This is a genomic window from Sphingobacterium sp. SGG-5, from assembly GCF_011043525.1.
In the GTDB taxonomy this organism is placed as follows: domain Bacteria; phylum Bacteroidota; class Bacteroidia; order Sphingobacteriales; family Sphingobacteriaceae; genus Sphingobacterium.
Genome location: NZ_JAAKGO010000003.1, coordinates 342,648 through 364,138, shown reverse-complemented (window position 1 = coordinate 364,138; position 21,491 = coordinate 342,648). Strand labels below are relative to the sequence as shown.

The window sequence follows — 21,491 nt, the reverse complement described above, 5'->3', positions numbered from 1 at the left end:
GAAACTTTTCAAAACCAGAATAGGTAAAAAATCCGTTCCAGAAACAATTGCTTCTGTCATGGACAAAATATAGTCTGACCCAGACGCACTGTAGCAAACCGTAGCGTGTTTATACCTTGTCGTAAACTATAGTGTGTTTATCACAAACTCATGTGTGCTTGTGGCAAAATAAAATGTGTTTGTCTCCCATGCAACTGACTCGACTCGTCCACACTACACTTAGCCGCTATGTATAATGCTTTTCGGACAAATGCAAATGCTTTTGTGATAAACTCCTGCGTGTTTCTCGTAAACTACCGTTAGCCAAGCGTAAACTACTATTTGTCCGGAACGGAAGCAATTGCTTCCGAGACGATTTTTTGTCCGGCACCATCCCATTAACTCTGCAAATTGTTGGCAACAAATCAAGGGCGTTTATTCCTTAAGTCCGGTCTGGTCTACTCTATTTTCTTGTTTTATAGGAATAAACATTCTACTTTTGTCTTGTTGGTATATAAACAGCTATCCAAATTGAAAGAGACTCCAGAATCTACAGCACCTACAGGCGGTATGACGCAGCGCTTGAAATACATGCAATTGGTCGATTTTATTATTTCGCAGATTGAAAACGACAAACTGGGCATCAATGACCGCTTACCTACACTCAATCAATTGACCAGCCAATTGAAAATCAGCAAGGAAACAGCACTCAAAGGGCTTACTTACCTCTCTGAAAAAGGAATTATTGAATCGGAATACCGAAAAGGATACTATGTAAAAAGACTCCGGCAACTGCAGTCCTACCGCGTATGTTTGATCTTCGATAAAATGAATGTATTGCGTGATACGGTTTATCAGGCTTTTTTAGAAACCATAAAAGATCACGCGGAAGTAGAGGTTTTCTTTCACCACCATAATTTTAAAGTATTTGAAAAGCTGATCGAGGAAAATTTGAATAATTACACGCATTTTGTCGTGGTGACCTTTTTCAAAGAAAATCCTTCGGCTATTCTCAATAAAATACCGTCTCATAAAAGGATTGTTATCGATCATCGTGAGCCGGGGCTTCATGGGGACTACACCTGCATTTATCAGGATCACAAGTCCGACATTATAGAATCGCTGACAGAATTACTTCCCCGCCTGGATAAGTACCAACGTTTGGTTCTTCTAGCCCCTTTAGAAGCCTTTCATGCACAAGACCTGATTGAGGGATTTACGACTTTTGCTAAACAATATGAAAAACCGCATAAGGTACTCCACACTATAAACGAGGCCTCTGCAAAAAAAGGAGATGCTTACATCACCTTTAGCCGCTACGATCAGGACGATGTCGATATCATTAAAATAGCACGGAAAAAGAAATGGAAGCTGGGGAAGGATATCGGTTTGCTTTCTTACAACGATACAGCCGTCAAGGAAGTCCTTGAGGACGGAATCACCGTCATTAGTACAGATTTTTATAAAATGGGTCAGGAGGCTGCAAGGGCCATATTGAATCGTACGCCGGTTATGCTGAGGGATCCGGCAAAAGTTATCATCCGTAACTCGTTATAAGGAAAAACAAAAAATTAACCCTACTGCGAGACTAATTACAATTGCATATAAAGGTAATTTTATGTAAATTTGAGAGAAAGTAATAGTATGGAAACTATAAAGAAGGGCGCAAGGGATTTCAACGCAACAAAGCTGGAATTTATCAGAGCGTTTCTAAACGAGGTGGATGAAAATATTGTGAAAGAACAGATAACATTTTACCATAGCTTAAAAGAAACAGAAAATATCCCCAGCCTGCCGCACACGGAAGAGGAATTGAAAATTTCGGTATTGAAGGCAGAACAAGATTACCAGGATGGGATTTTCTCCTCTATGGAGGAAGTATTTAAAAAGTATGGCAAGTGAAGATAATATGGTTATCAGAGGCTTCCAAATCATTGGATGCCATCTATAATTTTTATTTACCAAAAAGCAAAACCGCTGCTGATAAAATAATTGCAGACATTTACCACTCCATTTTACGCCTCTCAAAAACACCTTTTATTGCTTCTCCGGAACCCCTGTTGAACGAGTTTCCAAACACGTATCGTTCCTTGGTAATAAGAAGGCTTTTCAAAGTAATCTATCGTGTGGACGAAGAGAAACAAGCCGTGATTATCGTAACAATATGGGACTGTCGACAAGATCCTGAGTTATTAAAATTTTCTACCTTTGCTCCATGACAATACAGCCCATTTTAGCCCGGTTACAGATCGAGCAGCTGAACGATATGCAGCAAGCCGTCATTACATCCTTTCAACCGGAGAATGATTTTATTTTATTATCACCCACCGGATCGGGGAAAACACTTGCCTTTGCGCTACTGATCGAACAGTTGCTCGACGAAAATGAGACGAAAGGAATCCAGGCCCTTATTGTCATACCGACCCGGGAGTTGGCGCTTCAGATCGAGTCGGTTGTCCGGCAAGTATCTAAAGGACGAAAGATTGTCTGCTGTTATGGCGGAAACGATAGCCGATCGGAAAAAAAATCATTGGCTGGTATACCTGATATTCTGATCGGTACACCGGGACGGATTATTTATCATATTGAAAAAAAGCACCTACAGACCACTGGCATTCATACCTTGGTTTTAGATGAATATGACAAATGTTTGGAATTGGGTTTTCAGGAGCAACTGGAGCTGATTACCAACGCTATGCCTCAAGTTGACCGAAAAATTCTGACCTCCGCTACAAAGTTAGCAGAAATACCGGCTTACTTTTCGCTAAATACACCCGTCACGGTCGATTTCCTAGACAACCGAACCGGTCAACCGGATATCGCGTTTAAAAAAGTTATCTGTCCAGCTCAGCATAAGTTAAAGACATTATTCAAGTTGGTATGTAGCTTGGAAAGCAAGAAGATATTGATCTTTTGCAACCATAGGGAGGCGGTGGATCATATTAGCGAACTTCTGGACGACAGGGGGCTGATACATGACATTTTCCATGGCGGATTGGAACAACGAGACAGGGAGCTATCCTTGCTTAAGTTTAGAAACGATAGCAACCGTATACTCATTACAACAGATCTGGCGGCAAGAGGATTGGATATTCCGGAGGTAAACACGATCATTCATTACCAACTGCCTGCCAAAGAGGAATCTTTTGTACACCGGAATGGCCGTACTGCCCGGATGAACAAGTCGGGTGAGGTCATCGTACTGCTTAAACCAGATGACAACTTCCCTTATTTGCCGGAAAATACAGCAGAAATTATTCTCGAAGAGGAGTATGCATTACCACCGAACACACCATTTTCGACGCTCTATATCCCTGTGGGACGGAAAAATAAGGTAAACAAAGTGGATATCGTCGGATACCTTTTACGATCAGGGGATATCAACAAAGACGATATCGGATTGATCGAGGTGAAGGATAAAGAGGCTTATATTGCGGTACGCCGGGAAGTGGCCTCGAAAATCATAAAAACTTATAGCGACGGTAAAATAAAGGGAAATAAAATAAAATTTTACCGAACTTAATCCATCTGCTTCAACACCTTAAGTATCTCCATAGGAATTAAATGATCAACCTTGCCTTTATTCGCCCATATTTCGCGAACGATGGTGGAGGATATATGTGCCATTTCGCCTCGACTTAGCAAAAAATACGTTTCGATCTGCGGGGCTAATAATAAATTATTTTGTGCGATTGCGCTTTCATAGTCCAGATCCTTCGCATTCCGCAATCCGCGAAGGATATAATTAGCGCCCACTTTTCGACAAAAATCGACCGTCAGGCCTGTAAACGTTAGCACTTCTACCTTGGGATTGATCGCGTAAATTTGTGCGATAGCTTGCAGCCGTTGCTCATAATCCATCAAACCTTTTTTAGTGGTATTGACACCAATGGCAACAATAATCTTATCAAATAATATCAACGCCCGATCCACCAGATCCTGATGGGCTAACGTAAATGGATCAAAAGACCCGGGAAAAACTGCTGTTTTCATAAGCCATCAATTTTGATAAAAACTAAAAGATGAATAACCATATTTTCGGATATCGGTAAACGAGGGATGCACCACCATCTTCCGCGTGGAAGGATGCTCCACAACCAGTAATCCGCCTTCATTTAAAAGCCCCTTGTCAGATATCAACTGTGGAATTTGCGGAAGCTTAGGCAGGTCATAAGGTGGGTCGGCAAAAATGAAATCATATTTTTTTTTACACGAACCAATATAGGTAAATATATCAGCTTTTCTCACCTGAATATTCTCTATCGTATGCTTGTGACAGGTCTCTTTGATATACAGCAGGCATTTCATGTGGATATCGATAGCATCGACGGCCTGAACACCCCGGGATGCGAGTTCGAAGGAAATATTCCCCGTTCCACAACACAGGTCAAGACAGTCCAGCTCTTCCCAATCCAATTGATGCTCTAAGATATTAAATAGGGCTTCCTTGGCCAGATCTGTGGTTGGACGTACCGGTAGTTTATTTGGAGGGTTTAATCGTAAACCGCCCAATCTTCCCCCTATGATACGCATAACTCTGAATCTATTAATATATTTAAGCCAGCAGTTTGTGCACTCACCTCGGCCGAAGAAGATATCCATGTGTTTTTTGCATGAAGTATTTCGAGATGATCGGTGTAGGCTGCTAAGCATTCCGCCTGATCGGACGGGATGTCTGCTCCACTCAGCACGATTTTATCCATGCGTTTGTCTATACCGAAACTTTTAAACACATGTAGCACATAATAGTTCAGGTCGTCGATAGCATGTATATCAAAGCTGTTATAAAACTTAAACTGCCCGTCGATAAAGACAAGAAGATCGGCCCGGTTATCATATACATGAACGCCTAAAATTTTGCCTTGTAGGGGAACTTGAGGGAATACCTGATTCAATAAGCCCGCGAATACAGGGATAAACTTCGCTTCTTCAAATATACTCCGCCATCGCTTAGTCTGCAAAATATCATACGTATACAGTGCGGTAACTCCTAAACTGGGCATAGACTTAGCTCGGATGTGCTCAGCTGCTACACCATCAAAAAAGGATGTAAATGCTTCAACGCCCTCCCGATCAAATATTTCGCTCGGGATCCATATCAAATGCTGATGGGATAAGGTTATGTATACTGTCCGAAACGGCAAGCCGAGCAGTTTCACCGCTTCTTGCGACGGGTGGGCAGAATCGTAGGACATGTAAGCCATGATCTGGTTGTCTTCATCCACGATGACCAGCTGGTCTACACGACGATCGGTATTTACATACAACGTATAGGTCGGCACATATTGAATACGAAACTCTTTAGCGGTATAGTTCATCGACATTTAATTATTAAGCGGGTCTTCTGTTAACAAAATTAGCTTTTACAATTGAATTGACAAACCTTTTGAATAACTTTACACGTGTCCATACAAAGTCTGTTAATATCTAATTTTCCCTGGCAAGCGACGGTGCAGCAACAAGAAGCTTTGGCTTTGATGGCTGACTTTCTGCATGCTTTTCACCCGCAATCGTGCTTCATTTTAAAAGGATATGCCGGAACGGGTAAGACGACGCTGATCAGCACCCTAGTGAAAACGCTACCGCTACTCAAAAAACATACGGTATTACTGGCCCCGACGGGAAGAGCTGCAAAAGTGATGGGAAATTATTCGGCCAAAAAGGCACTTACCATCCATAAGAAAATCTATCGCAAAAAAAATGCAATTAGTCTACAGATGGATTTTACATTAGCGGAGAATTTACATGACAACACCTTGTTTATTGTAGATGAGGCATCTATGATTTCCGATGAAGGGATTAATCTATTTTCGGACGGCTTGCTGCAGGACCTTATCCGTTATGTGCAATCGGGCGAAAATTGCGCCCTCCTTTTTGTGGGTGACACCGCGCAGCTCCCGCCGGTAGGCTTAGCAAACAGCCCTGCACTGGACACCAACGTGTTACATCATGACTTTGGGTTATCCACCTATGCCTATGAGCTCACGGAAGTTGTCCGACAAGCAAAATCGTCGGGAATACTTTTCAATGCAACAAAAATACGCAATGAGATCCGTTTGGATACCGAAAACGTAACCTATGCTTATCCGAAATTCATAACAAGCGGTTTTAAAGATATTTATAACATGTCTGGCGAACGGTTACTGGAGGGGTTGCATTATGCTTACGATAAATATGGCGTAGAGCAATGTATTGTTATCTGTCGTTCCAACAAATCAGCTAATCTTTATAATAGACACATCCGGAACCAGATTCTCTTCCGAGAGGAAGAGATCACAGGAGGCGATATTTTAATGGTGGTCCGGAATAATTATTACTGGCTGCAGCGACACGATGAAAAGCACACGGGCTTTATTGCAAATGGTGATATGGCACGGGTCCGTAAAGTGAGTAATATCCATGAAATGCATGGTTTTCGCTTTGGCGATATCGATCTTGAATTCCTGGATAATCACGAAGAACATACAATTACCTGTAGGGTATTGCTGGATAGCCTATATGTCGATGCGCCACAACTCCCCTATGAACAACAAACAAAACTCTACGAAAGTATTGCGTTGGACTACGAGGATATTCCGTTAAAGAAAGACAGGTTGGAGGCTATAAAGAAAGATCCATATTATAATGCATTACAAATAAAATTTGCTTATGCTATTACCTGCCACAAAGCGCAGGGTGGGCAGTGGCCATTGGTGTTTGTCGATCAAGGCTATATGACCGATGAAATGCTGAACACCGAGTTTCTAAGGTGGTTATATACAGCAATCACACGAGCTACAAAAGAACTGTTTCTCGTCAATTTCAACAGCAAATTCTATGAACAAAAAGATGAAAGCCAAGAATCATGACGCTTTGGTTCAGCTGTTGCTGAAAAACAGTGCGTTAGATCTCTATCAACATATCTTACAAGACTACGCTATCGAAGATCTCTTCGCCTTATGTCAGCAAAAAGAGCATTACCGGTTAGCTTTCCGCGCAGCATGGACACTGGAGCACATCCTGTTACACAACCCAGCATTGTTAGGCATCCATCATAGCGAGGTAATAGACCTCTATTGTTCAACGGATAATGAAAGCAGCTTGCGAAGTATAAGCAAATTGGTCATGCACCTTCTGAGAATGCCATCTATTCAACTAACGGAAGATAGGAAAGAGCGAATCATCAACGCAACCTATCTCCTGATCGAAAAGGACGATTGTCCTGTAGCCTTGCTTGTCAACTGTTGGGATATTTTATACCTGTTATCACCAAAATATGAAGGATTGGACACCGAACTACAGACACTTATTCTTTTCCATCTGGAAAGAAACCCTACCCCTGCAAGCAAAGCCCGTGGCTACAAAATATTAAATCAACTAAAACGGAATGGAATAGCGTAATCCCAACGAATAAAAACTGTAATAGTCATTTGACTTACCCAAGCTTGTACCATCTGGCTTCAAGGGCACATACCCGTCCGTATCATCGTTATTCGAGAAATTTAATTGGGCATTCAGGATAGCACTCCAATAGCCACCTCTCTTGAACTGGCTATTCCGAAAAGGCAAAGCTAGACCAGCATTTACCACCGGTAGAAGAAGTGAACTTGTCCGCTCTTTAAACTTCCTGTCCACGAGGACATTGTTGGTCGCCGGTGGCCCAAAAGTTCCCGGATTATTTAAATCCCGATAATTGTTTGCCCGATGGTAATTCCGCATATAACCAACACCAATTCCGGCGTACAATCCACGCACTACTTTTTGGCTAAAAGTAAGCTTGTGCAAACGCCGTTGATCCAACATTTCAAAGGGATACAAGGTAATACCTGCACCAATATTGAAATAGTTCGTATACAATTGCCTGGGATCCTTAATACTTGCCACAGCCTCGAGCGAGCCGATCTGCCCCTCACCTCCGAAAGTTAGCCCTTTAATAATGGTCAAATCAGCTCTACCATACACGCCAAAACCCACCGTACCCGGTTTATCAATATCCCCATACAGATGTGTAAGCCCTCCACCACCGGTAAGGTGAAACTCCCGGACGGTATTATTTCCAAAGATAGGGGGACACTTGAATTGTCCGTATGACATGGCCGTTACCAAAAATAAAAATAACAGTGAAAAATAGAGCTTTATCATTTTATCAAGCTAGAATAATGTATTTCCTTTATTATAATTAATTCTTCCCAAGTGTTTAAATGCACTTTCTGTGCACTCACGCCCCCTGGAAGTCCGCATAATATAGCCTTCTTGTATTAAAAAGGGTTCGTAAACTTCTTCAATCGTCCCTTCATCCTCTCCCACGGCAGTAGCAATAGTCTTTAGACCAACAGGTCCACCTTTAAATTTATCAATGATGGTGCTTAATATCTTATTATCCATTTCATCGAGACCATGCTCATCGACGTTCAAAGCATGGAGCGCATACTGTGCGATAGCTTTGTCTATCTGCCCATTCCCTTTGATCTGTGCAAAATCACGTGTCCTTCGCAACAGAGCATTGGCAATCCGAGGCGTTCCCCGACTACGGCGTGCAATCTCAAAGGCACCTTCTTCAGTAATCGTCGTATGGAGAATATCAGCAGAACGTAATACGATGGTAGTCAACAGCTTCGAATCATAATACTGAAGTCGTGCATTAATACCAAACCGAGCACGTAATGGAGCGGTCAGTAAACCCGATCGGGTCGTAGCACCGACGAGGGTAAACGGATTTAAGGTGATCTGTACAGACCTGGCGTTTGGTCCTGTCTCTAACATGATATCGATTTTAAAATCTTCCATGGCCGAATAGAGGTATTCTTCCACAACGGGCGAAAGACGGTGTATCTCGTCAATAAACAAAATATCACCCTCCTCCAGATTCGTCAGTAAGCCCGCCAGATCGCCTGGCTTATCCAATACAGGACCAGACGTGATTTTGATCCCCACCCCCATTTCATTAGCAATAATATGGGATAATGTTGTCTTTCCAAGTCCGGGAGGTCCATGTAACAAGACATGGTCCAAGGCCTCTCTTCGCAACCTAGCAGCTTTCACAAATATGGATAAGTTTTCCAATATCTTTTGCTGTCCGGTAAAATCTTCGAAAGTCTGAGGCCGCAGCACCCGTTCCAATTCCTTGTCGGTTGGATTCAAACGGTCTGGATTCGGATCTAGGTTTTCGTTCATGTTATCGACGTTTTTTAAATAAGCTCTCCAACTTCAACTGTATCACACCCCAAAAAGCTTCTTTAAATATCTTTGGGCTCATTTTCGACTCGCCCAAGGTTCTGTCCGTAAATATAATAGGAATTTCGATAACATGAAAGCCATATTCTATAGCTTTAAATTTCATTTCAATCTGGAAGGCATAGCCCACAAACCTCACGTTCTCTAACGCTATCGCCTCCAGCACCTTTCGGCGAAAACAAACAAAGCCAGCAGTGGCATCCTGTATGTTTATTCGCATGATTGAACGTACATATACCGATGCGAAGTACGACATCAATACTCTACTCATTGGCCAATTCACGACATTGACACCCTGAATATACCGTGACCCGATGACCATATCTCCACCCCCGATTGCTGCTTCACGCAGTCTGACCAAATCTTCTGGATTATGACTAAAATCGGCATCCATCTCGAAGATATAGTCATAAGACTTTGCCAATGCCCATTTAAAACCATGGATATAGGCCGTTCCTAAACCGAGCTTACCCTTTCTTTCCTCGATATGCAATCTACCCGCATACAAATCATCCGCCAGCCGCTTTACAGCATCCGCCGTACCATCCGGTGAACCATCGTCGACGACGAGAACATGAAAATCAACGGGAAGGGAAAACACTTTATGCAGAATACGCTCAATATTTTCGATCTCGTTGTACGTTGGAATAATTACGACACTATCTGACACCTTCAATTTGTTTAGTTTTCAAACTTAGATAAAATGGCCCAAACTAGTTTATTCCATGCATCATTTTCTTCAATATCGGATTAAATAAAACCAGTAACACGGCAGCAGCAATGGGAATGGATGCGATAATGTAGAAGAAAACAGACATCGAATACGTTTCAGATATTTGATCGATATAAGACCCAGTCATACCCGCTATAAAATTGGCGATAGCCGATGCAGTAAACCATAAGCCAAACAAAAGCCCGGCTAACTTCTTTGGAGAAAGCTTGCTAACGTATGATAACCCCACAGGTGATAGGCACAGCTCACCTGTTGTATGAAAAAAGTAAGCCAAAATTAGCCAGATCATGCTGACAGAAGCCGTTTCAGCTCCCTGAGGGATTTCATTTGCACCATAAGCCAGAGCCACGAAACCGACACCCACCAGCAGCAAGCCCATCGCAAATTTGATGGGTCCGGAAGGATTCCATACTTTTTCCCATAGTTTAGAAAAGGTGGAAGCCAAAGTTATAATGAAGAAAGAATTCAAGATCTGAAACCAGGAAACGGTTACTTCAGTTTGTTCCAAATTAAACTCTCTGTACACTTTCCAAATACCTAATGCCCAGATAATGGCAAAGGAAATAGCCGTAAATACGATGGTCAATGGATAACGTGCTGCAATTTTTTTTGATAAGCTATATAACACCCAGGTAACAATTGCAATCGGAAATATCGTTAATGCAGCGTCTACCCATTTGAAAATATCGCCTGCATTACCCTCCAATACCCGTTGCGTATAATTTTTGGCAAAGATTGTCATTGATCCTCCAGCTTGTTCAAAGGCAAAAAAGAAAAACAAACTTGCCACCATCAATACGGCGACAACAATCAAACGGTCCCGGACAATATGACCTGGTGTATCTTCGTCATTTACTTTCTCAATATGTTCTTCAGGCGTATGCTTAACAGATGGCTTTTCACCAATCACACCAAAAATGCGCTGACCAAAATAAAACTGCATCATACCGAAAAACATAAAAATACCAGCTAAACCAAAGCCGTAGTGCCAACCTATTTTTTCGCCGATATAACCGCAAAGCAACATACCTAAGAAAGCACCGGCATTGATCCCCATGTAAAAGATAGTGTAACCGGCATCTTTTTTCGAGCTGGTATCGGGGTACAGCTGGCCCACCATCGATGAGATATTCGGCTTAAACAACCCATTCCCGGCAATCATCAAAACTAACCCGAGGTAAAAGAAATTGTCATGAAAGGTTTCAAATGCCATCGATAAATGCCCCAACGTCATGACAAGAGCGCCCAGGATAATCGCCTGTCGATATCCCGTAAGTTTGTCGGCCAGGATCCCCCCCAGTAAAGGTGTAAGATAAACCAATCCTGTATACCAGGCGTACAACTGCATCGCATCGCCGTTGGACCAACCCCATCCACCTTTTGCCAGTTCCGATATCAAAAACACCGTTAAAAGTGCGCGCATACCGTAATAACTGAAACGTTCCCACATTTCTGTGAAAAACAGTACAAAGAGGCTAGCAGGATGGCCCATGACCATTTTATCATCTACCCCTTGTTTAGCTAAATGCTGGACTAATGCAACATCCTTTTCTTCTACCATAACTTAAGTTTTACTATTTAATATACAATTAACGAATGCCACTCTTCTGGCTATTTTTAGGCTTCAACGGATCGATATATAGGTTTTCTTTTCCGTCTTCTACCGCCTGTAACGTAATGTTTTCTTTAAAAACTAATTTCCCACTCTTCACTTGATATGCATCATGGGTAAGATCAGGTCCGTAATATTGAAATTTTCCCTTATATTCCGGAGCAATAGCAACGATATGATCAAACTCAATACGACTTGAATTTTCATTATAACGCAGATACATGGTTGCCGTACGGGCATACGAGAATATCTTTCTCGTCATCTTTGGATTATCCGTAAAAACAGGTGCCCCCAGTGTGATATCGCCAGTCGGTGAAACACTTAGAATTTCAATGACCTTTTTTGAATATTCCGCCTGATGCCCCTTCCACCCGAGTAATACATATTGGCGTTTTGAAAGAGGGATAATCTCGTAATACTGTGCCCCATACCATTGCTCTGATGAAGTAATTTCCTCGGTAGGTTTTTCAAAGACAAACGTCCGGTCCAAGAGCGGTGTAAGTTTAAGCTGGCCGCCAGACACCTGATATTGAATGGTGCCATAATACAGGTATGACCCATCTTGTAATGGTATATTCCAGGAAAATATACGGAAATCATGATCAGGCGATGAAAGAACGGAAATCATATCTAACTTATCAAAGTTGTAAAGATAAGAATTCGGTTCTTTCAATGCCGACACTAATGTTTTGATAAAAACAAAGTTACGCTCCAATCGCTCGGCTTCGGCCGTACGCTGAAACATTTGTTGTCCCACGCGAAAAAGGCTATCCTGCCATATATCCATCTTTTGAATATTCTGGGCCTTCACCGGGTAAACACCGACAGCAAAAAGCATAAACGACAGGACACGGGGACTCATCAATACAAACTATCTATATCTTTCTAATAACGCCTTGGTTGCTTTTATTCCTTCCACCTCACTTAGGTTCTTCCCTTCATACTCGATACCGATATAGCCTTTATACCCCGCAGATTTCACAATATCCAGCATCTTCGCATAATCAATATTCTTCTCTAAACCATTTGCCTCAAAATCATGTGTTTTTGCACTTACCCCTTTTGCGAAAGGCATCAAGTCTGTCACACCCTGGTAGCGATCATACTCGTAGAAGTTACCAAAATCAGGCAAACTTCCGGCATTCTTGCGGTTCACTTGTTTTAATATATCTGCCAACCAATCCCCGTGGGAAGACATGCCGCCATGATTTTCGATGATTACATTGATCTTCGCTTTTTTCGCATAATCTGCTAATGTAACCATACTGTCTATGACACGCTTTTTCACCTCTTCGGCCTCGCCTTTTCCTGCAGCATTGACCCGGATAGCATGACATCCTAAATATTTTGCTGCATCAACCCATTTGTAATGATTTTCTACCGCTTTTGTTCTATTCGCTGTATTCGCATCCCCAAGCTGTCCTTCTCCATCTACCATAATCAACACATTCTTCACCCCCTGGTCTTTTGCACGTTTTTTCAATTCCTTCAAATAAGTGAAGTCCTGAGCTTTATCCTTAAAAAACTGATTCACGTATTCCACCGCATGGATACCAAATTCTTTCTTCGCAAATGCCGGGAAATCCAGGTTATCCAACTCACCTTTTCGTAATGTCCTGTGCAACGACCATTCTGCTAAGGAGATTTCAAACCAAGGCTTCTTCGCCGCAAAAGCTTCTAAGCTTGGTGCTAAAACAACTCCTCCGGTCACCAGACCCAACGTTTTGATAAATTCTCTTCTTGTGTTCATGTTCTTTTGTTTAGTTTAAATATTAGCCCATCCAGTTGTCAGTACATCGGCAAGATGCATGGTCTTAATAGGGATATGATGTTTATTAATATAAGCCTGTAATTGAAGTAAGCAGGTCGTATCCGTAGAAATGATGTAGTCTGCGTGTACAGCTTGTGCTTGTTTAACTTTTTCTGCCGCCATCGCTACAGAGAGCCCCTCAAACTGGACAGAAAATGAATAACCAAATCCACAGCATGTTTCCTGATCCGCTGTTTCTACGATTTCTAAACCGCCGACATGCGATAGCAATTTTCTCGGTTCTTCTTTGAGATGACAGTCATGCGACGCGGAGCAGGCGTCATGATAGACGGCTGTTCCGACTAATTCAGCTCCGAAATATTCTTTTTTCAGCACATTCACCAGGAAATCTGACAACTCGAATATATGGCGCTGTATATTCCGGCACCTATTATGTTCAATAGAATTGGTAAACAAATCGTTATACCCATTTCGGATCATCCCCGTGCACGCCGCGGAGGGGGAGACAATGTAATTATCCTCACCAAAACATTTCAAGAAGTGAAGTCCTATTTTTTTTGCTTCGTCCCAAAACCCCGCATGATAAGCTGGAAGGCCACAGCAGGTTTGCTTCGGATTATAGATGACTTTGCAGCCCGCTTTCTCCAATAATTTAATGGTATTAAAGGCGGTCTCGGGACAAAGCTGATCCACAGCACAAGGGACGAATAGCTCTACTTCTTTACTCATTTCCAACCTCACGATTTCAGATGTCTATTGAATTTTAACATACGCAACATCAAAAGCAGGCTCAATATAAAAAAAATAGATAAAGATAGTGCTGAAAACCTGATATTATGTGTAATCTGTTCAATAAAACCAAAGCTAAACAGCCCCAGGACAATAGCCAGCTTTTCCGTCACGTCATAAAAACTAAAAAATGAAGTAGTATCTTCGAGGTCCTCAGGCAACAGCTTGGAATAGGTGGAGCGTGACAGCGACTGTATCCCTCCCATAAGTAGACCAACCATCACTGCCAGAATATAAAACTGAATCTCATTACTTAAGAAATAGGCCGAAATACAGATACATATCCATAGAAAAATTACAGCCATCAAGACGACGATATTCCCCAACTGACGGGTTAAAATAGACATCAAATAGGCCCCTCCAATAGCCACCAATTGAATACAGATAATCGTCGCTATCAATTTGGTCGTGCCCAAGTGAAGAATTTTCTCGCCGAATGCCGATGCGACAATCATGATGGTCTGTACACCTACGGCACTGAAAAAGAAAGCGGGAAGAAACTTCTGGATACTTTCAATATGCTTAATCCGGTTGCGAACATGATTGAATTCCTTTTTTACACGCCCCATCAAGGTTAACCCCTGTCCAATGGAAGGGTCGTTTTCCGGCAACGCCCGGAATGGTATCTGCGAAAAGCCTAACCACCATAATCCAACTAAAAGAAACGAGATGCGAGCAGGGAGTGATGCATCTTCGATGCCGAACCATTCTTTTTTAAAAATTACGAGAAAGCAGATCAATTGCAGGAGAACGCAGCCTACATAGCCGTAGGCAAAGCCTTTCGCACTGACCTCATCTTGTTGGTCAGGCGTAGCGATGCTGGGAAGATACGAGTTGTTCATAGCCACACCACCGATATAGCCCATGGCCGCTAAAGCAAAAAACAAGATGCTTATCTCCAACGTATCCAATTTAAAAAAGAACAGACCCATACAGGAAAAAGCGCCGAGATAAGTAAACAACTTCATCAGGGACAACTTTTTACCATTTGCATCCGCATAGGCAGAAAGGAACGGAAGACACACAGCCATGATAAGGTAAGCAAATCCTAAAGCATAGTTCGATAATACGGTGTTGATAATGTCCAGTCCAAAAAAACTGACAACATCCCCTTTCTCCTCGGTAAAGGTAACAATCAGATAATAAGCGGGGAAAATAGTGGAAGTGATGACGAGATTGTATACTGAATTCGCCCAATCAAACATGGCCCATGAACGAATCAGCTTTTTATCATTCTTTGGTATTTCCTGCATAACTATTCTTATCCGACGAATATACTAATTGTTGGGATAAAAATAAAAAAACACCTTAATCCAAAGCACCTGAATTCATCCCTTTCCCTTTGTAAGATATCGGTGTTATATAGCCTTCTAATTCAAGTTTTACCACTGTGATCGGTTGTATTAAGTCGATTTTAGCCACACGGAGTACGATATTATCATTCGTCTGAGATACTTTTACTTTTTTATTTCTACCTAAAAGTCGGGCATTTCTCACTTTAAATGGTACGTCCGGAATGTCATATACGTCGTTAACTTGTGGTTTTAGGATATGAACGTAAAGGATAGTTTTACCATTTTCGACTTTCGACGTTATCCGCCCTTCCCACGGTAATTCGCCCAATGGGTTAGCTTCAGCTCCGTAGATTGCCTCGCCATTTTGCTCCATCCATTGGCCGATTTCACGGAGACGGGTCACGCTTTCCGATGGAAATACCCCGGTAGGATCAGGACCAACATTTAAGAGATAGTTTCCTCCTTTTGAAACAATATCGACCAAATTATACAGCATCTGTGCTGAACTTTTCCAATCGTTATCTTGCGCATGATAACCCCATGAGCCATTCATCGTCATGCACACTTCCCAATTTGTCCCATCCAATTGCTTACGATCCGGTATATGTTGCTCAGGTGTCTTTGTATCTCCCTTATGATAAGAGCTCAGCCGATCGTTCGTAATAATATGGGGCTTTGACGCAATGATATGATGAAAGAGATCAGCTTGTTCCCTTTTTATTCCCATGTGTGTGTCCCACCACAATACATCAATATTATCGTATTTTGTGATCAATTCCTTGACCTGAGGCGCTGCAATCTCCCTTGCATACGTAGCAAAATCACTCTGGAGCTGTAGAGAATCCCATTTCCCCTGATGCGCTCTGGTGAAGGCGTCGATAGCCGTCGAATCAGGATTGGGCCAGCCTTCCTTCATCAGCTTGCGGGCAACCAACCCACCTGGGTTTACCCAATCCTGTGACTGCGAATAATAAACACCAAACCGCAAACCCTGTTCTTTACAAGCTTGGGATAAAGCCGCAATAATATCCTTTTTATAAGGTGTAGCATCCATAATATCCCAATCACTGTATTGGCTGTCGAATAGTGCGAAGCCATCATGATGTTTCGCCGTGATAATGAGATATTTCATCCCCGCATCCTTTGCCATACGTACCCAAGCATCGGCATCAAAATGTGAAGGATTGAATTGGCCTGCCGTGGCTTTATATTCTTGAATAGGAATTTTACATCGGTTCAATATCCACTCAGCATTTTTATTTGCCTGTCTATGGCCTTGATAGACACCACCATACTGTGCGTATACACCAAAATGGATAAACATGCCAAATTTAGCATCATGCCACCATTCCATCTTGTCTTTTCCCTGACCATGTACCTGTGGGAATGAATAGAAAAAGGCGAATAAACAAAAAAAAGTAATAATTTTAATATACATAGTTACTGATCCCAAAACGTGCCGGTGGATTTTATTTCGTCTTTCTTCTCCTGAATCAATTGCGTTAGTTCTTCTACAATAGTTGTGTGTTCAGAAGCAACATTATACTTCTCAGAAGGGTCTTCATCCAGATTAAACAAAAGAGGCAAAGTACCTTGAAAATAATCTTTTCCCAGCTGGCTATAGGTTTTTACATGCAATTTCCATTTTCCCTTTCGAACAGCAAACAGCTCGTGGTTAAGGCCGAAATAGAAGAACACATCCCTCCCTTTCCCACTGTTTGTAAGCAGGTTCCCCAAATTCTGACCATCAATTGGATTTACAAATGTATCTATTCCTGCTTTTTCTAACATCGTGGGTAAGATATCTAATGCGGTAAAAACCTCATGGACAACGGATCCTTTCGGCAAAGAACGATGCCCCCATACGATAAACGGTTCACGCATACCACCTTCCCAGGTGCTACCTTTACCATCGCGGAACAGGCCCGCAGATCCGCCCCGGACATTTTGGGTAAGCCATGGACCATTATCGGAGGTAAAAATAACATAGGTTTTCTTGTCCAGTTTTTCCTTCTTCAAAAACGACATCAATTGCCCTACATAGTGGTCCAGTTCTTCCACGACATCACCATATGTTCCTCTTTTGGATTTACCGGCAAATGCAGCACCCGGAAATAAGGGTGTGTGCGGCATAGCATAGGGTATATACACAAAAAAAGGCTGTTTTTTGTTCGATTTGATATAGGCTATTGCTTTATCGGTATAAAGCTTCGTTAATTTTGATTGATCCGGATTCGTCTCCAACGTATCTACACCGTGTAATAAAGCAATATCAGGGTATTTCGGCGGTATCATATCGTTACTATAAGGTAGACCGACGTATTCGTCAAACCCATTTGCCGTTGGAAAATAAGATTGTTTTGTCGATCCCAAATGCCACTTTCCGAATATCGCTGTTCGATAACCGGCCTCTTTCAGGTATTCGGGCAACAGATGTTCTTTAGCATGTATACCTCGAGTAGCCTTGGGACTTAGTACCCATCGAAAACCCGCTCGCGACGGATATTTACCCGTTAAAAGGGCATATCGGCTTGCCGTGCATGCGGGGGATGCTGAATAATAATTCGTAAACCGCACACCTTCCATTGTCATCCTATCCAAATGAGGTGTCCGGATATTGGGATGACCATTGATACCCAGGTCGCCATAGCCCATATCATCGGCATATATGATGATAATATTAGGCCGTTCTTGCGCATATAATCCTATTACCAAAAGTTGGAGAAAAAAAACAAAAACAATCCTTTTCATGATTTAGCTTATTAACTACATTTTTGCATCCATCAGTTTTTCTGACTTGGATTGCGGTGCATTCAGCTGTATTTTAATGACAAAAGCACGTGTACTTTTATAATCATCCGGGAGTATCACATCATAATACGTATTCTTATCCAAGTCCAGACCAATATCGGAGTGCTTCACTTCCAGCTTCGTTGTTGTACCCAAAATTGTTGCTGACACGGGAACCGTCTTAGCTTTCTTGGCAATCGCAATACGTGCAATATTGTTCACCGGCCGATTAAAGACCGTTAAATACAAAATACTATCTTTTTTGGTATAATAACCTAATTTGGACACCGGTAAGTCAGCATGCCTAACCCCATATACAGCTTCGCTGTTTACTTTCATCCATGCGCCGATCTCCTCGGCAAGCTTGTCTTCACCCGGATGCATATTACCATCGCCATCGGGCCCAAAGTTCAGCACCAGATTACCGTTCATCGATACCGAATGCATCAGCATATCCAAAATATCATCTGTGGTTTTCGTATACAGCCCTGACCAATCTTTCATATAGCCCCAACCATTCGGCGGTATGGTCATCACGGCATCCCAATCATTTCCGTCCAACCATTCGAACTGTTGAGGTAATTTTCTTTCCCAACCTTGCTCATAATCACCCAATAAACGCCCGTTCGAATCAAAATGCCGCGCACCATGCTCATCATTACGGAATCGTGAGCCTATTACCAATCCCGGGTGTTTCTCGCGAAGTTCTTTCTCTAACTTATACGTAAAATCATAAGCGCCCTTCCAGGAAGCATCCCATGTTCCATCAAACCAAAAACCTTTTATCGCTGGATAATTTTCAAGCAGCTCTAACAACTGATTACGGGTATATTGCAAAAATTTATCAAATCGTTGCTTTTCTTCTGCTGTCTTCGGTGCTTTCCCCATATAGTTCGGGTTATTCCATTCCAAAACCGAAAAATACAGGTACACGTCAATTCCTTCAGCCGTATAGGCGTCGACCACTTCTTTGACGATATCCTTTTTATAAGGCGATTTGGTGATATTGTAATCGGAATACTTCGTAGGCCACAGGGCAAATCCATCGTGATGTTTTGTCGTAAAGATCATGTACTTCGCTCCCATTTCTTTTGTCTGTCTCGCCCAACGTTTCGCATCGAAATCTTTCGGGTTAAACTGCTTATAAAGATTGTCGTATATGTTGGCCCAATTCTCCGGTCTGTTTGGTCCACCCCAGGCACGGATCCACTCTGATGCTGCGGCACCACCCCGGGCGCTTACACCATTCCATTCATTTCCAGGAATGGCGTATACACCCCAATGGATAAATTGACCTAAACCATAATTCCGAAAGGCCTCCATATTCACATCCGTACGATGTGGAGGTGTGATGGGACCGTATTTCAACTCGATCTGGGTCTCCGGTTTCTTTTTGGGTCCCGTCCACTGGGCCTGCACTGCTTGTGTCCCGACGACTACCGCAGTAGCCATCAATGTATATTTTAGTAAACTTCTCATCTGATTAATCTTATTCGGGGTTATCGATATATTGCTGTTTGGAAACCTGAACTTTAGGTTCGCTGTTCGTATTTTTAAAAGGGTCGTAATAGTAGATACCGTCTGATTGATAAAGTTGGATATGTTTTTTTAACACCGTCTTGAAGTTCTCGTAATCCTTACGATCTTTTTTCGTCCAGGCAACTTCTGCCAATGCGGCTATCCGTGGAAAAACCATAAAATCAAAACGCTGTTCATTGTGTATACGCTCTGTCCATAAATTGGCCTGCATACCCAGTATCTGCCCTTCATAAAGTTCCTTCGCCTTATAGATCTCCGGATCATAATTATAGACACGCTCCAACCCATTAAAATCTTTATTCCATTTTCTACCGAAACGGTGACTCTCATCTTGTACAAAGTCAAAATAGAAAGGAAGTCGTGGGCAAAGCACGGTGGCATAGCCATTTTTCAGGCATAGCTCCAATTGAGAAACTTTGTCGTGCCTCCACCAATATTGAATAGTTTTGTCTTTCGGAAGTCCGACTTCTGCCATTTCGTCCCACACCAAAAGCTTCGCACCGAGGTGATATAAACTGTCTGCCATACGACGCATGAAATAAGCTTCGACTTCTTTGTTTGTGCTATATCCGAATTTTTGTTTCAATCGTTGGACATCCTCATCCTGATCCCAGGCTTTACTTCCGAAAGCGACCTCATCTCCACCCAGATGAATCATATGACTTGGAAAAAGAATGTGAACTTCCTTCAGAATGTTGGCTAAATACGTGTATGTTCCCTCTTTTCCGGGATGGAAGGTGAAATCAGGATGATCTTTTGTCCCACCGCCACTAAATTGCGGATAGGCTCTATTGGCCGCTGTTGCATGCCCAGGCATATCTATTTCGGGGATTACTTCAATCTGCCTCGCCCCTGCATACGCTACGATTTCAGCAATTTCGGCCTGTGTATAATATTTTGCTGGCGCCAATGGATTGAGATAGTTGCCGACCCCACCCACTAATGTCAGAAACGGGTATTGTTTAATTTCCATCCGCCAGGCTGGTTCGTCTGTCAAATGCCAATGAAACTTATTAAGCTTGTAATACGCCATCCAATCCAGAAGCTGTTTCACCTTTTCCTTTCCAAAAAAATGACGGGATTCATCCAGCATAAACCCTCTCCAAGCATATGCGGGGCTATCTTTGATGGTCATATAGGGGACCTTGATTCCGGCCTTGCTGTGGTAAAAGTGAAACAGCTGTAATAGACTGCTGACAGCATTAAAATAACCTTTTTCACTTGCTGCATAAACCGTTATACCCTTCTGATCGACAGTCAACTCATAGTACTCATCATTCGTCTTATCTTTGCCCCGATTTATCTGTTTAAAAACGATAACGGATGATTCGGTATTATGATGCCGCGTATAAAACTGAAAGCGGTTCAACAGGTTCGTTCTTAAATATTGCAATGTCGTTACGGAGACATTTTCGGCACCTGCTATATTTAAGGATCCTTTAAAGACGAGTGAATCTTTTTCCAGGGTAACAGATTGAGGTTGTGGAATGATGCCGATATGCTGGGCAGAAGCTAATTTCGAGCTCCCCCATAAAGCAAAGGTGGCGAAAAGTGTAACTAAAAAATTCAGGTTTATCATATATGTATTGCTTTTGTATAAAGTTATGAACTTAATTACAAACAATCTTTACTGTCTAAAACTACTCAAATAATAGAATAACAAGGGCGGCGTCAGCCACTCAATCGTTTGCATAAACACCGAAAACGATTGAGTGTGTTTTTTGTTACAAATAAAAAAAGCCTCTTATTAAGAGGCCCTTTTAATCTTCA

At 42.2% G+C, this 21,491-nt stretch carries 21 protein-coding genes; 6 read left to right on the top strand and 15 right to left on the bottom strand.

Annotated elements, in window-relative coordinates; all coding sequences use genetic code 11:
- The first annotated feature begins 510 nt into the window (after window positions 1–510).
- The 4 genes from G5B30_RS06055 to G5B30_RS06040 all read left to right on the top strand — a co-directional run bounded on the left by G5B30_RS06055 (window position 511) and on the right by G5B30_RS06040 (window position 3,502).
- Window positions 511–1,536, top strand: coding sequence for a GntR family transcriptional regulator (locus tag G5B30_RS06055; protein ID WP_240903116.1), 1,026 nt, complete (start codon window positions 511–513; stop codon window positions 1,534–1,536).
- Window positions 1,537–1,623: 87 nt separating this feature from the next.
- Window positions 1,624–1,881 (top strand): hypothetical protein, encoded by a 258-nt coding sequence (locus G5B30_RS06050; RefSeq protein ID WP_165319068.1) that lies wholly within the window; start codon window positions 1,624–1,626, stop codon window positions 1,879–1,881.
- Entirely contained in the window at window positions 1,878–2,198 is a 321-nt protein-coding gene (locus G5B30_RS06045; RefSeq protein ID WP_165319067.1) for a type II toxin-antitoxin system RelE/ParE family toxin, read from the top strand. Before G5B30_RS06050 ends, G5B30_RS06045 begins: the two co-directional genes overlap by 4 nt.
- On the top strand, window positions 2,195–3,502 hold the full coding sequence (locus tag G5B30_RS06040) for a DEAD/DEAH box helicase (RefSeq protein ID WP_165319066.1): 1,308 nt from the start codon (window positions 2,195–2,197) through the stop codon (window positions 3,500–3,502). The genes G5B30_RS06045 and G5B30_RS06040 overlap by 4 nt, the downstream gene beginning before the upstream one ends.
- Here G5B30_RS06040 and coaD read toward each other — a convergent pair.
- The 3 genes from coaD to G5B30_RS06025 are packed head-to-tail and all read right to left on the bottom strand — an operon-like array spanning window position 3,499 to window position 5,297.
- Window positions 3,499–3,972: a pantetheine-phosphate adenylyltransferase gene (coaD, locus tag G5B30_RS06035; RefSeq protein ID WP_165319065.1), complete on the bottom strand. Its 474-nt coding sequence runs from the start codon at window positions 3,970–3,972 to the stop codon at window positions 3,499–3,501. The genes G5B30_RS06040 and coaD overlap by 4 nt on opposite strands.
- Before the next feature lie 6 nt (window positions 3,973–3,978).
- A complete protein-coding gene (locus tag G5B30_RS06030) occupies window positions 3,979–4,512 on the bottom strand; it encodes an RsmD family RNA methyltransferase (protein ID WP_165319064.1) in 534 nt (177 codons plus the stop codon).
- Complete coding sequence (locus G5B30_RS06025) at window positions 4,500–5,297, bottom strand: DUF3822 family protein (protein WP_165319063.1); 798 nt, start codon at window positions 5,295–5,297, stop codon at window positions 4,500–4,502. The genes G5B30_RS06030 and G5B30_RS06025 overlap by 13 nt, the downstream gene beginning before the upstream one ends.
- Window positions 5,298–5,381: 84 nt before the next feature.
- Here G5B30_RS06025 and G5B30_RS06020 point away from each other — a divergent pair, with 84 nt between their 5' ends.
- Together G5B30_RS06020 and G5B30_RS06015 are read left to right on the top strand one after the other, a co-directional pair.
- Window positions 5,382–6,827, top strand: a complete 1,446-nt coding sequence (locus tag G5B30_RS06020; RefSeq protein WP_165319062.1) for an ATP-dependent RecD-like DNA helicase — start codon at window positions 5,382–5,384, stop codon at window positions 6,825–6,827.
- Window positions 6,808–7,359: a hypothetical protein gene (locus G5B30_RS06015; RefSeq protein ID WP_165319061.1), complete on the top strand. Its 552-nt coding sequence runs from the start codon at window positions 6,808–6,810 to the stop codon at window positions 7,357–7,359. Before G5B30_RS06020 ends, G5B30_RS06015 begins: the two co-directional genes overlap by 20 nt.
- Here the strand turns inward: G5B30_RS06015 and G5B30_RS06010 are convergent.
- The 12 genes from G5B30_RS06010 to G5B30_RS05955 form a co-directional block, all read right to left on the bottom strand.
- Window positions 7,336–8,100, bottom strand: a complete 765-nt coding sequence (locus G5B30_RS06010; protein WP_165319060.1) for a hypothetical protein — start codon at window positions 8,098–8,100, stop codon at window positions 7,336–7,338. The two genes, G5B30_RS06015 and G5B30_RS06010, sit on opposite strands and share 24 nt — an antisense overlap.
- A gap of 9 nt (window positions 8,101–8,109) precedes the next feature.
- The gene (ruvB, locus tag G5B30_RS06005) at window positions 8,110–9,132 is read right to left on the bottom strand and encodes a Holliday junction branch migration DNA helicase RuvB (RefSeq protein WP_165319059.1); all 1,023 of its coding nucleotides are present in this window, start codon (window positions 9,130–9,132) and stop codon (window positions 8,110–8,112) included.
- A gap of 1 nt (window position 9,133) precedes the next feature.
- Complete coding sequence (locus tag G5B30_RS06000; RefSeq protein ID WP_165319058.1) at window positions 9,134–9,862, bottom strand: polyprenol monophosphomannose synthase; 729 nt, start codon at window positions 9,860–9,862, stop codon at window positions 9,134–9,136.
- A gap of 43 nt (window positions 9,863–9,905) precedes the next feature.
- Window positions 9,906–11,486 (bottom strand): peptide MFS transporter, encoded by a 1,581-nt coding sequence (locus G5B30_RS05995; RefSeq protein ID WP_165319057.1) that lies wholly within the window; start codon window positions 11,484–11,486, stop codon window positions 9,906–9,908.
- Window positions 11,487–11,514: 28 nt separating this feature from the next.
- The gene (locus G5B30_RS05990) at window positions 11,515–12,399 is read right to left on the bottom strand and encodes a hypothetical protein (RefSeq protein ID WP_240903115.1); all 885 of its coding nucleotides are present in this window, start codon (window positions 12,397–12,399) and stop codon (window positions 11,515–11,517) included.
- A 9-nt stretch (window positions 12,400–12,408) separates the two neighbouring features.
- Entirely contained in the window at window positions 12,409–13,287 is an 879-nt protein-coding gene (locus G5B30_RS05985) for a sugar phosphate isomerase/epimerase family protein (RefSeq protein WP_165319056.1), read from the bottom strand.
- Window positions 13,288–13,302: 15 nt separating this feature from the next.
- The gene (locus G5B30_RS05980) at window positions 13,303–14,037 is read right to left on the bottom strand and encodes a (Fe-S)-binding protein (protein WP_165319055.1); all 735 of its coding nucleotides are present in this window, start codon (window positions 14,035–14,037) and stop codon (window positions 13,303–13,305) included.
- An 8-nt stretch (window positions 14,038–14,045) separates the two neighbouring features.
- Entirely contained in the window at window positions 14,046–15,350 is a 1,305-nt protein-coding gene (locus G5B30_RS05975; RefSeq protein WP_165319054.1) for an MFS transporter, read from the bottom strand.
- A gap of 55 nt (window positions 15,351–15,405) precedes the next feature.
- The gene (locus G5B30_RS05970; RefSeq protein WP_240903114.1) at window positions 15,406–16,746 is read right to left on the bottom strand and encodes an alpha-L-fucosidase; all 1,341 of its coding nucleotides are present in this window, start codon (window positions 16,744–16,746) and stop codon (window positions 15,406–15,408) included.
- A gap of 86 nt (window positions 16,747–16,832) precedes the next feature.
- Entirely contained in the window at window positions 16,833–18,143 is a 1,311-nt protein-coding gene (locus G5B30_RS05965; protein WP_165319052.1) for a sulfatase, read from the bottom strand.
- Between the two features lie 15 nt (window positions 18,144–18,158).
- Complete coding sequence (locus G5B30_RS05960) at window positions 18,159–19,661, bottom strand: alpha-L-fucosidase (protein WP_165319051.1); 1,503 nt, start codon at window positions 19,659–19,661, stop codon at window positions 18,159–18,161.
- 10 nt (window positions 19,662–19,671) lie between these two features.
- Complete coding sequence (locus tag G5B30_RS05955) at window positions 19,672–21,300, bottom strand: beta-N-acetylhexosaminidase (protein ID WP_165319050.1); 1,629 nt, start codon at window positions 21,298–21,300, stop codon at window positions 19,672–19,674.
- Window positions 21,301–21,491: the final 191 nt, after the last annotated feature.

Coding starts and splice junctions, on each gene's coding strand:
- G5B30_RS06050 (WP_165319068.1), top strand. CDS start 1,624: ATGGAAACTATAAAGAAGGGCGCAAGGGATTTCAACGCAACAAAGCTG.
- G5B30_RS06040 (WP_165319066.1), top strand. CDS start 2,195: ATGACAATACAGCCCATTTTAGCCCGGTTACAGATCGAGCAGCTGAAC.
- coaD (WP_165319065.1), bottom strand. CDS start 3,972: ATGAAAACAGCAGTTTTTCCCGGGTCTTTTGATCCATTTACGTTAGCC.
- G5B30_RS06030 (WP_165319064.1), bottom strand. CDS start 4,512: ATGCGTATCATAGGGGGAAGATTGGGCGGTTTACGATTAAACCCTCCA.
- G5B30_RS06025 (WP_165319063.1), bottom strand. CDS start 5,297: ATGAACTATACCGCTAAAGAGTTTCGTATTCAATATGTGCCGACCTAT.
- G5B30_RS06015 (WP_165319061.1), top strand. CDS start 6,808: ATGAAAGCCAAGAATCATGACGCTTTGGTTCAGCTGTTGCTGAAAAAC.
- G5B30_RS06010 (WP_165319060.1), bottom strand. CDS start 8,100: ATGATAAAGCTCTATTTTTCACTGTTATTTTTATTTTTGGTAACGGCC.
- ruvB (WP_165319059.1), bottom strand. CDS start 9,132: ATGAACGAAAACCTAGATCCGAATCCAGACCGTTTGAATCCAACCGAC.
- G5B30_RS05995 (WP_165319057.1), bottom strand. CDS start 11,486: ATGGTAGAAGAAAAGGATGTTGCATTAGTCCAGCATTTAGCTAAACAA.
- G5B30_RS05990 (WP_240903115.1), bottom strand. CDS start 12,399: ATGAGTCCCCGTGTCCTGTCGTTTATGCTTTTTGCTGTCGGTGTTTAC.
- G5B30_RS05985 (WP_165319056.1), bottom strand. CDS start 13,287: ATGAACACAAGAAGAGAATTTATCAAAACGTTGGGTCTGGTGACCGGA.
- G5B30_RS05980 (WP_165319055.1), bottom strand. CDS start 14,037: ATGAGTAAAGAAGTAGAGCTATTCGTCCCTTGTGCTGTGGATCAGCTT.
- G5B30_RS05975 (WP_165319054.1), bottom strand. CDS start 15,350: ATGCAGGAAATACCAAAGAATGATAAAAAGCTGATTCGTTCATGGGCC.
- G5B30_RS05970 (WP_240903114.1), bottom strand. CDS start 16,746: ATGGAATGGTGGCATGATGCTAAATTTGGCATGTTTATCCATTTTGGT.
- G5B30_RS05965 (WP_165319052.1), bottom strand. CDS start 18,143: ATGAAAAGGATTGTTTTTGTTTTTTTTCTCCAACTTTTGGTAATAGGA.
- G5B30_RS05960 (WP_165319051.1), bottom strand. CDS start 19,661: ATGAGAAGTTTACTAAAATATACATTGATGGCTACTGCGGTAGTCGTC.
- G5B30_RS05955 (WP_165319050.1), bottom strand. CDS start 21,300: ATGATAAACCTGAATTTTTTAGTTACACTTTTCGCCACCTTTGCTTTA.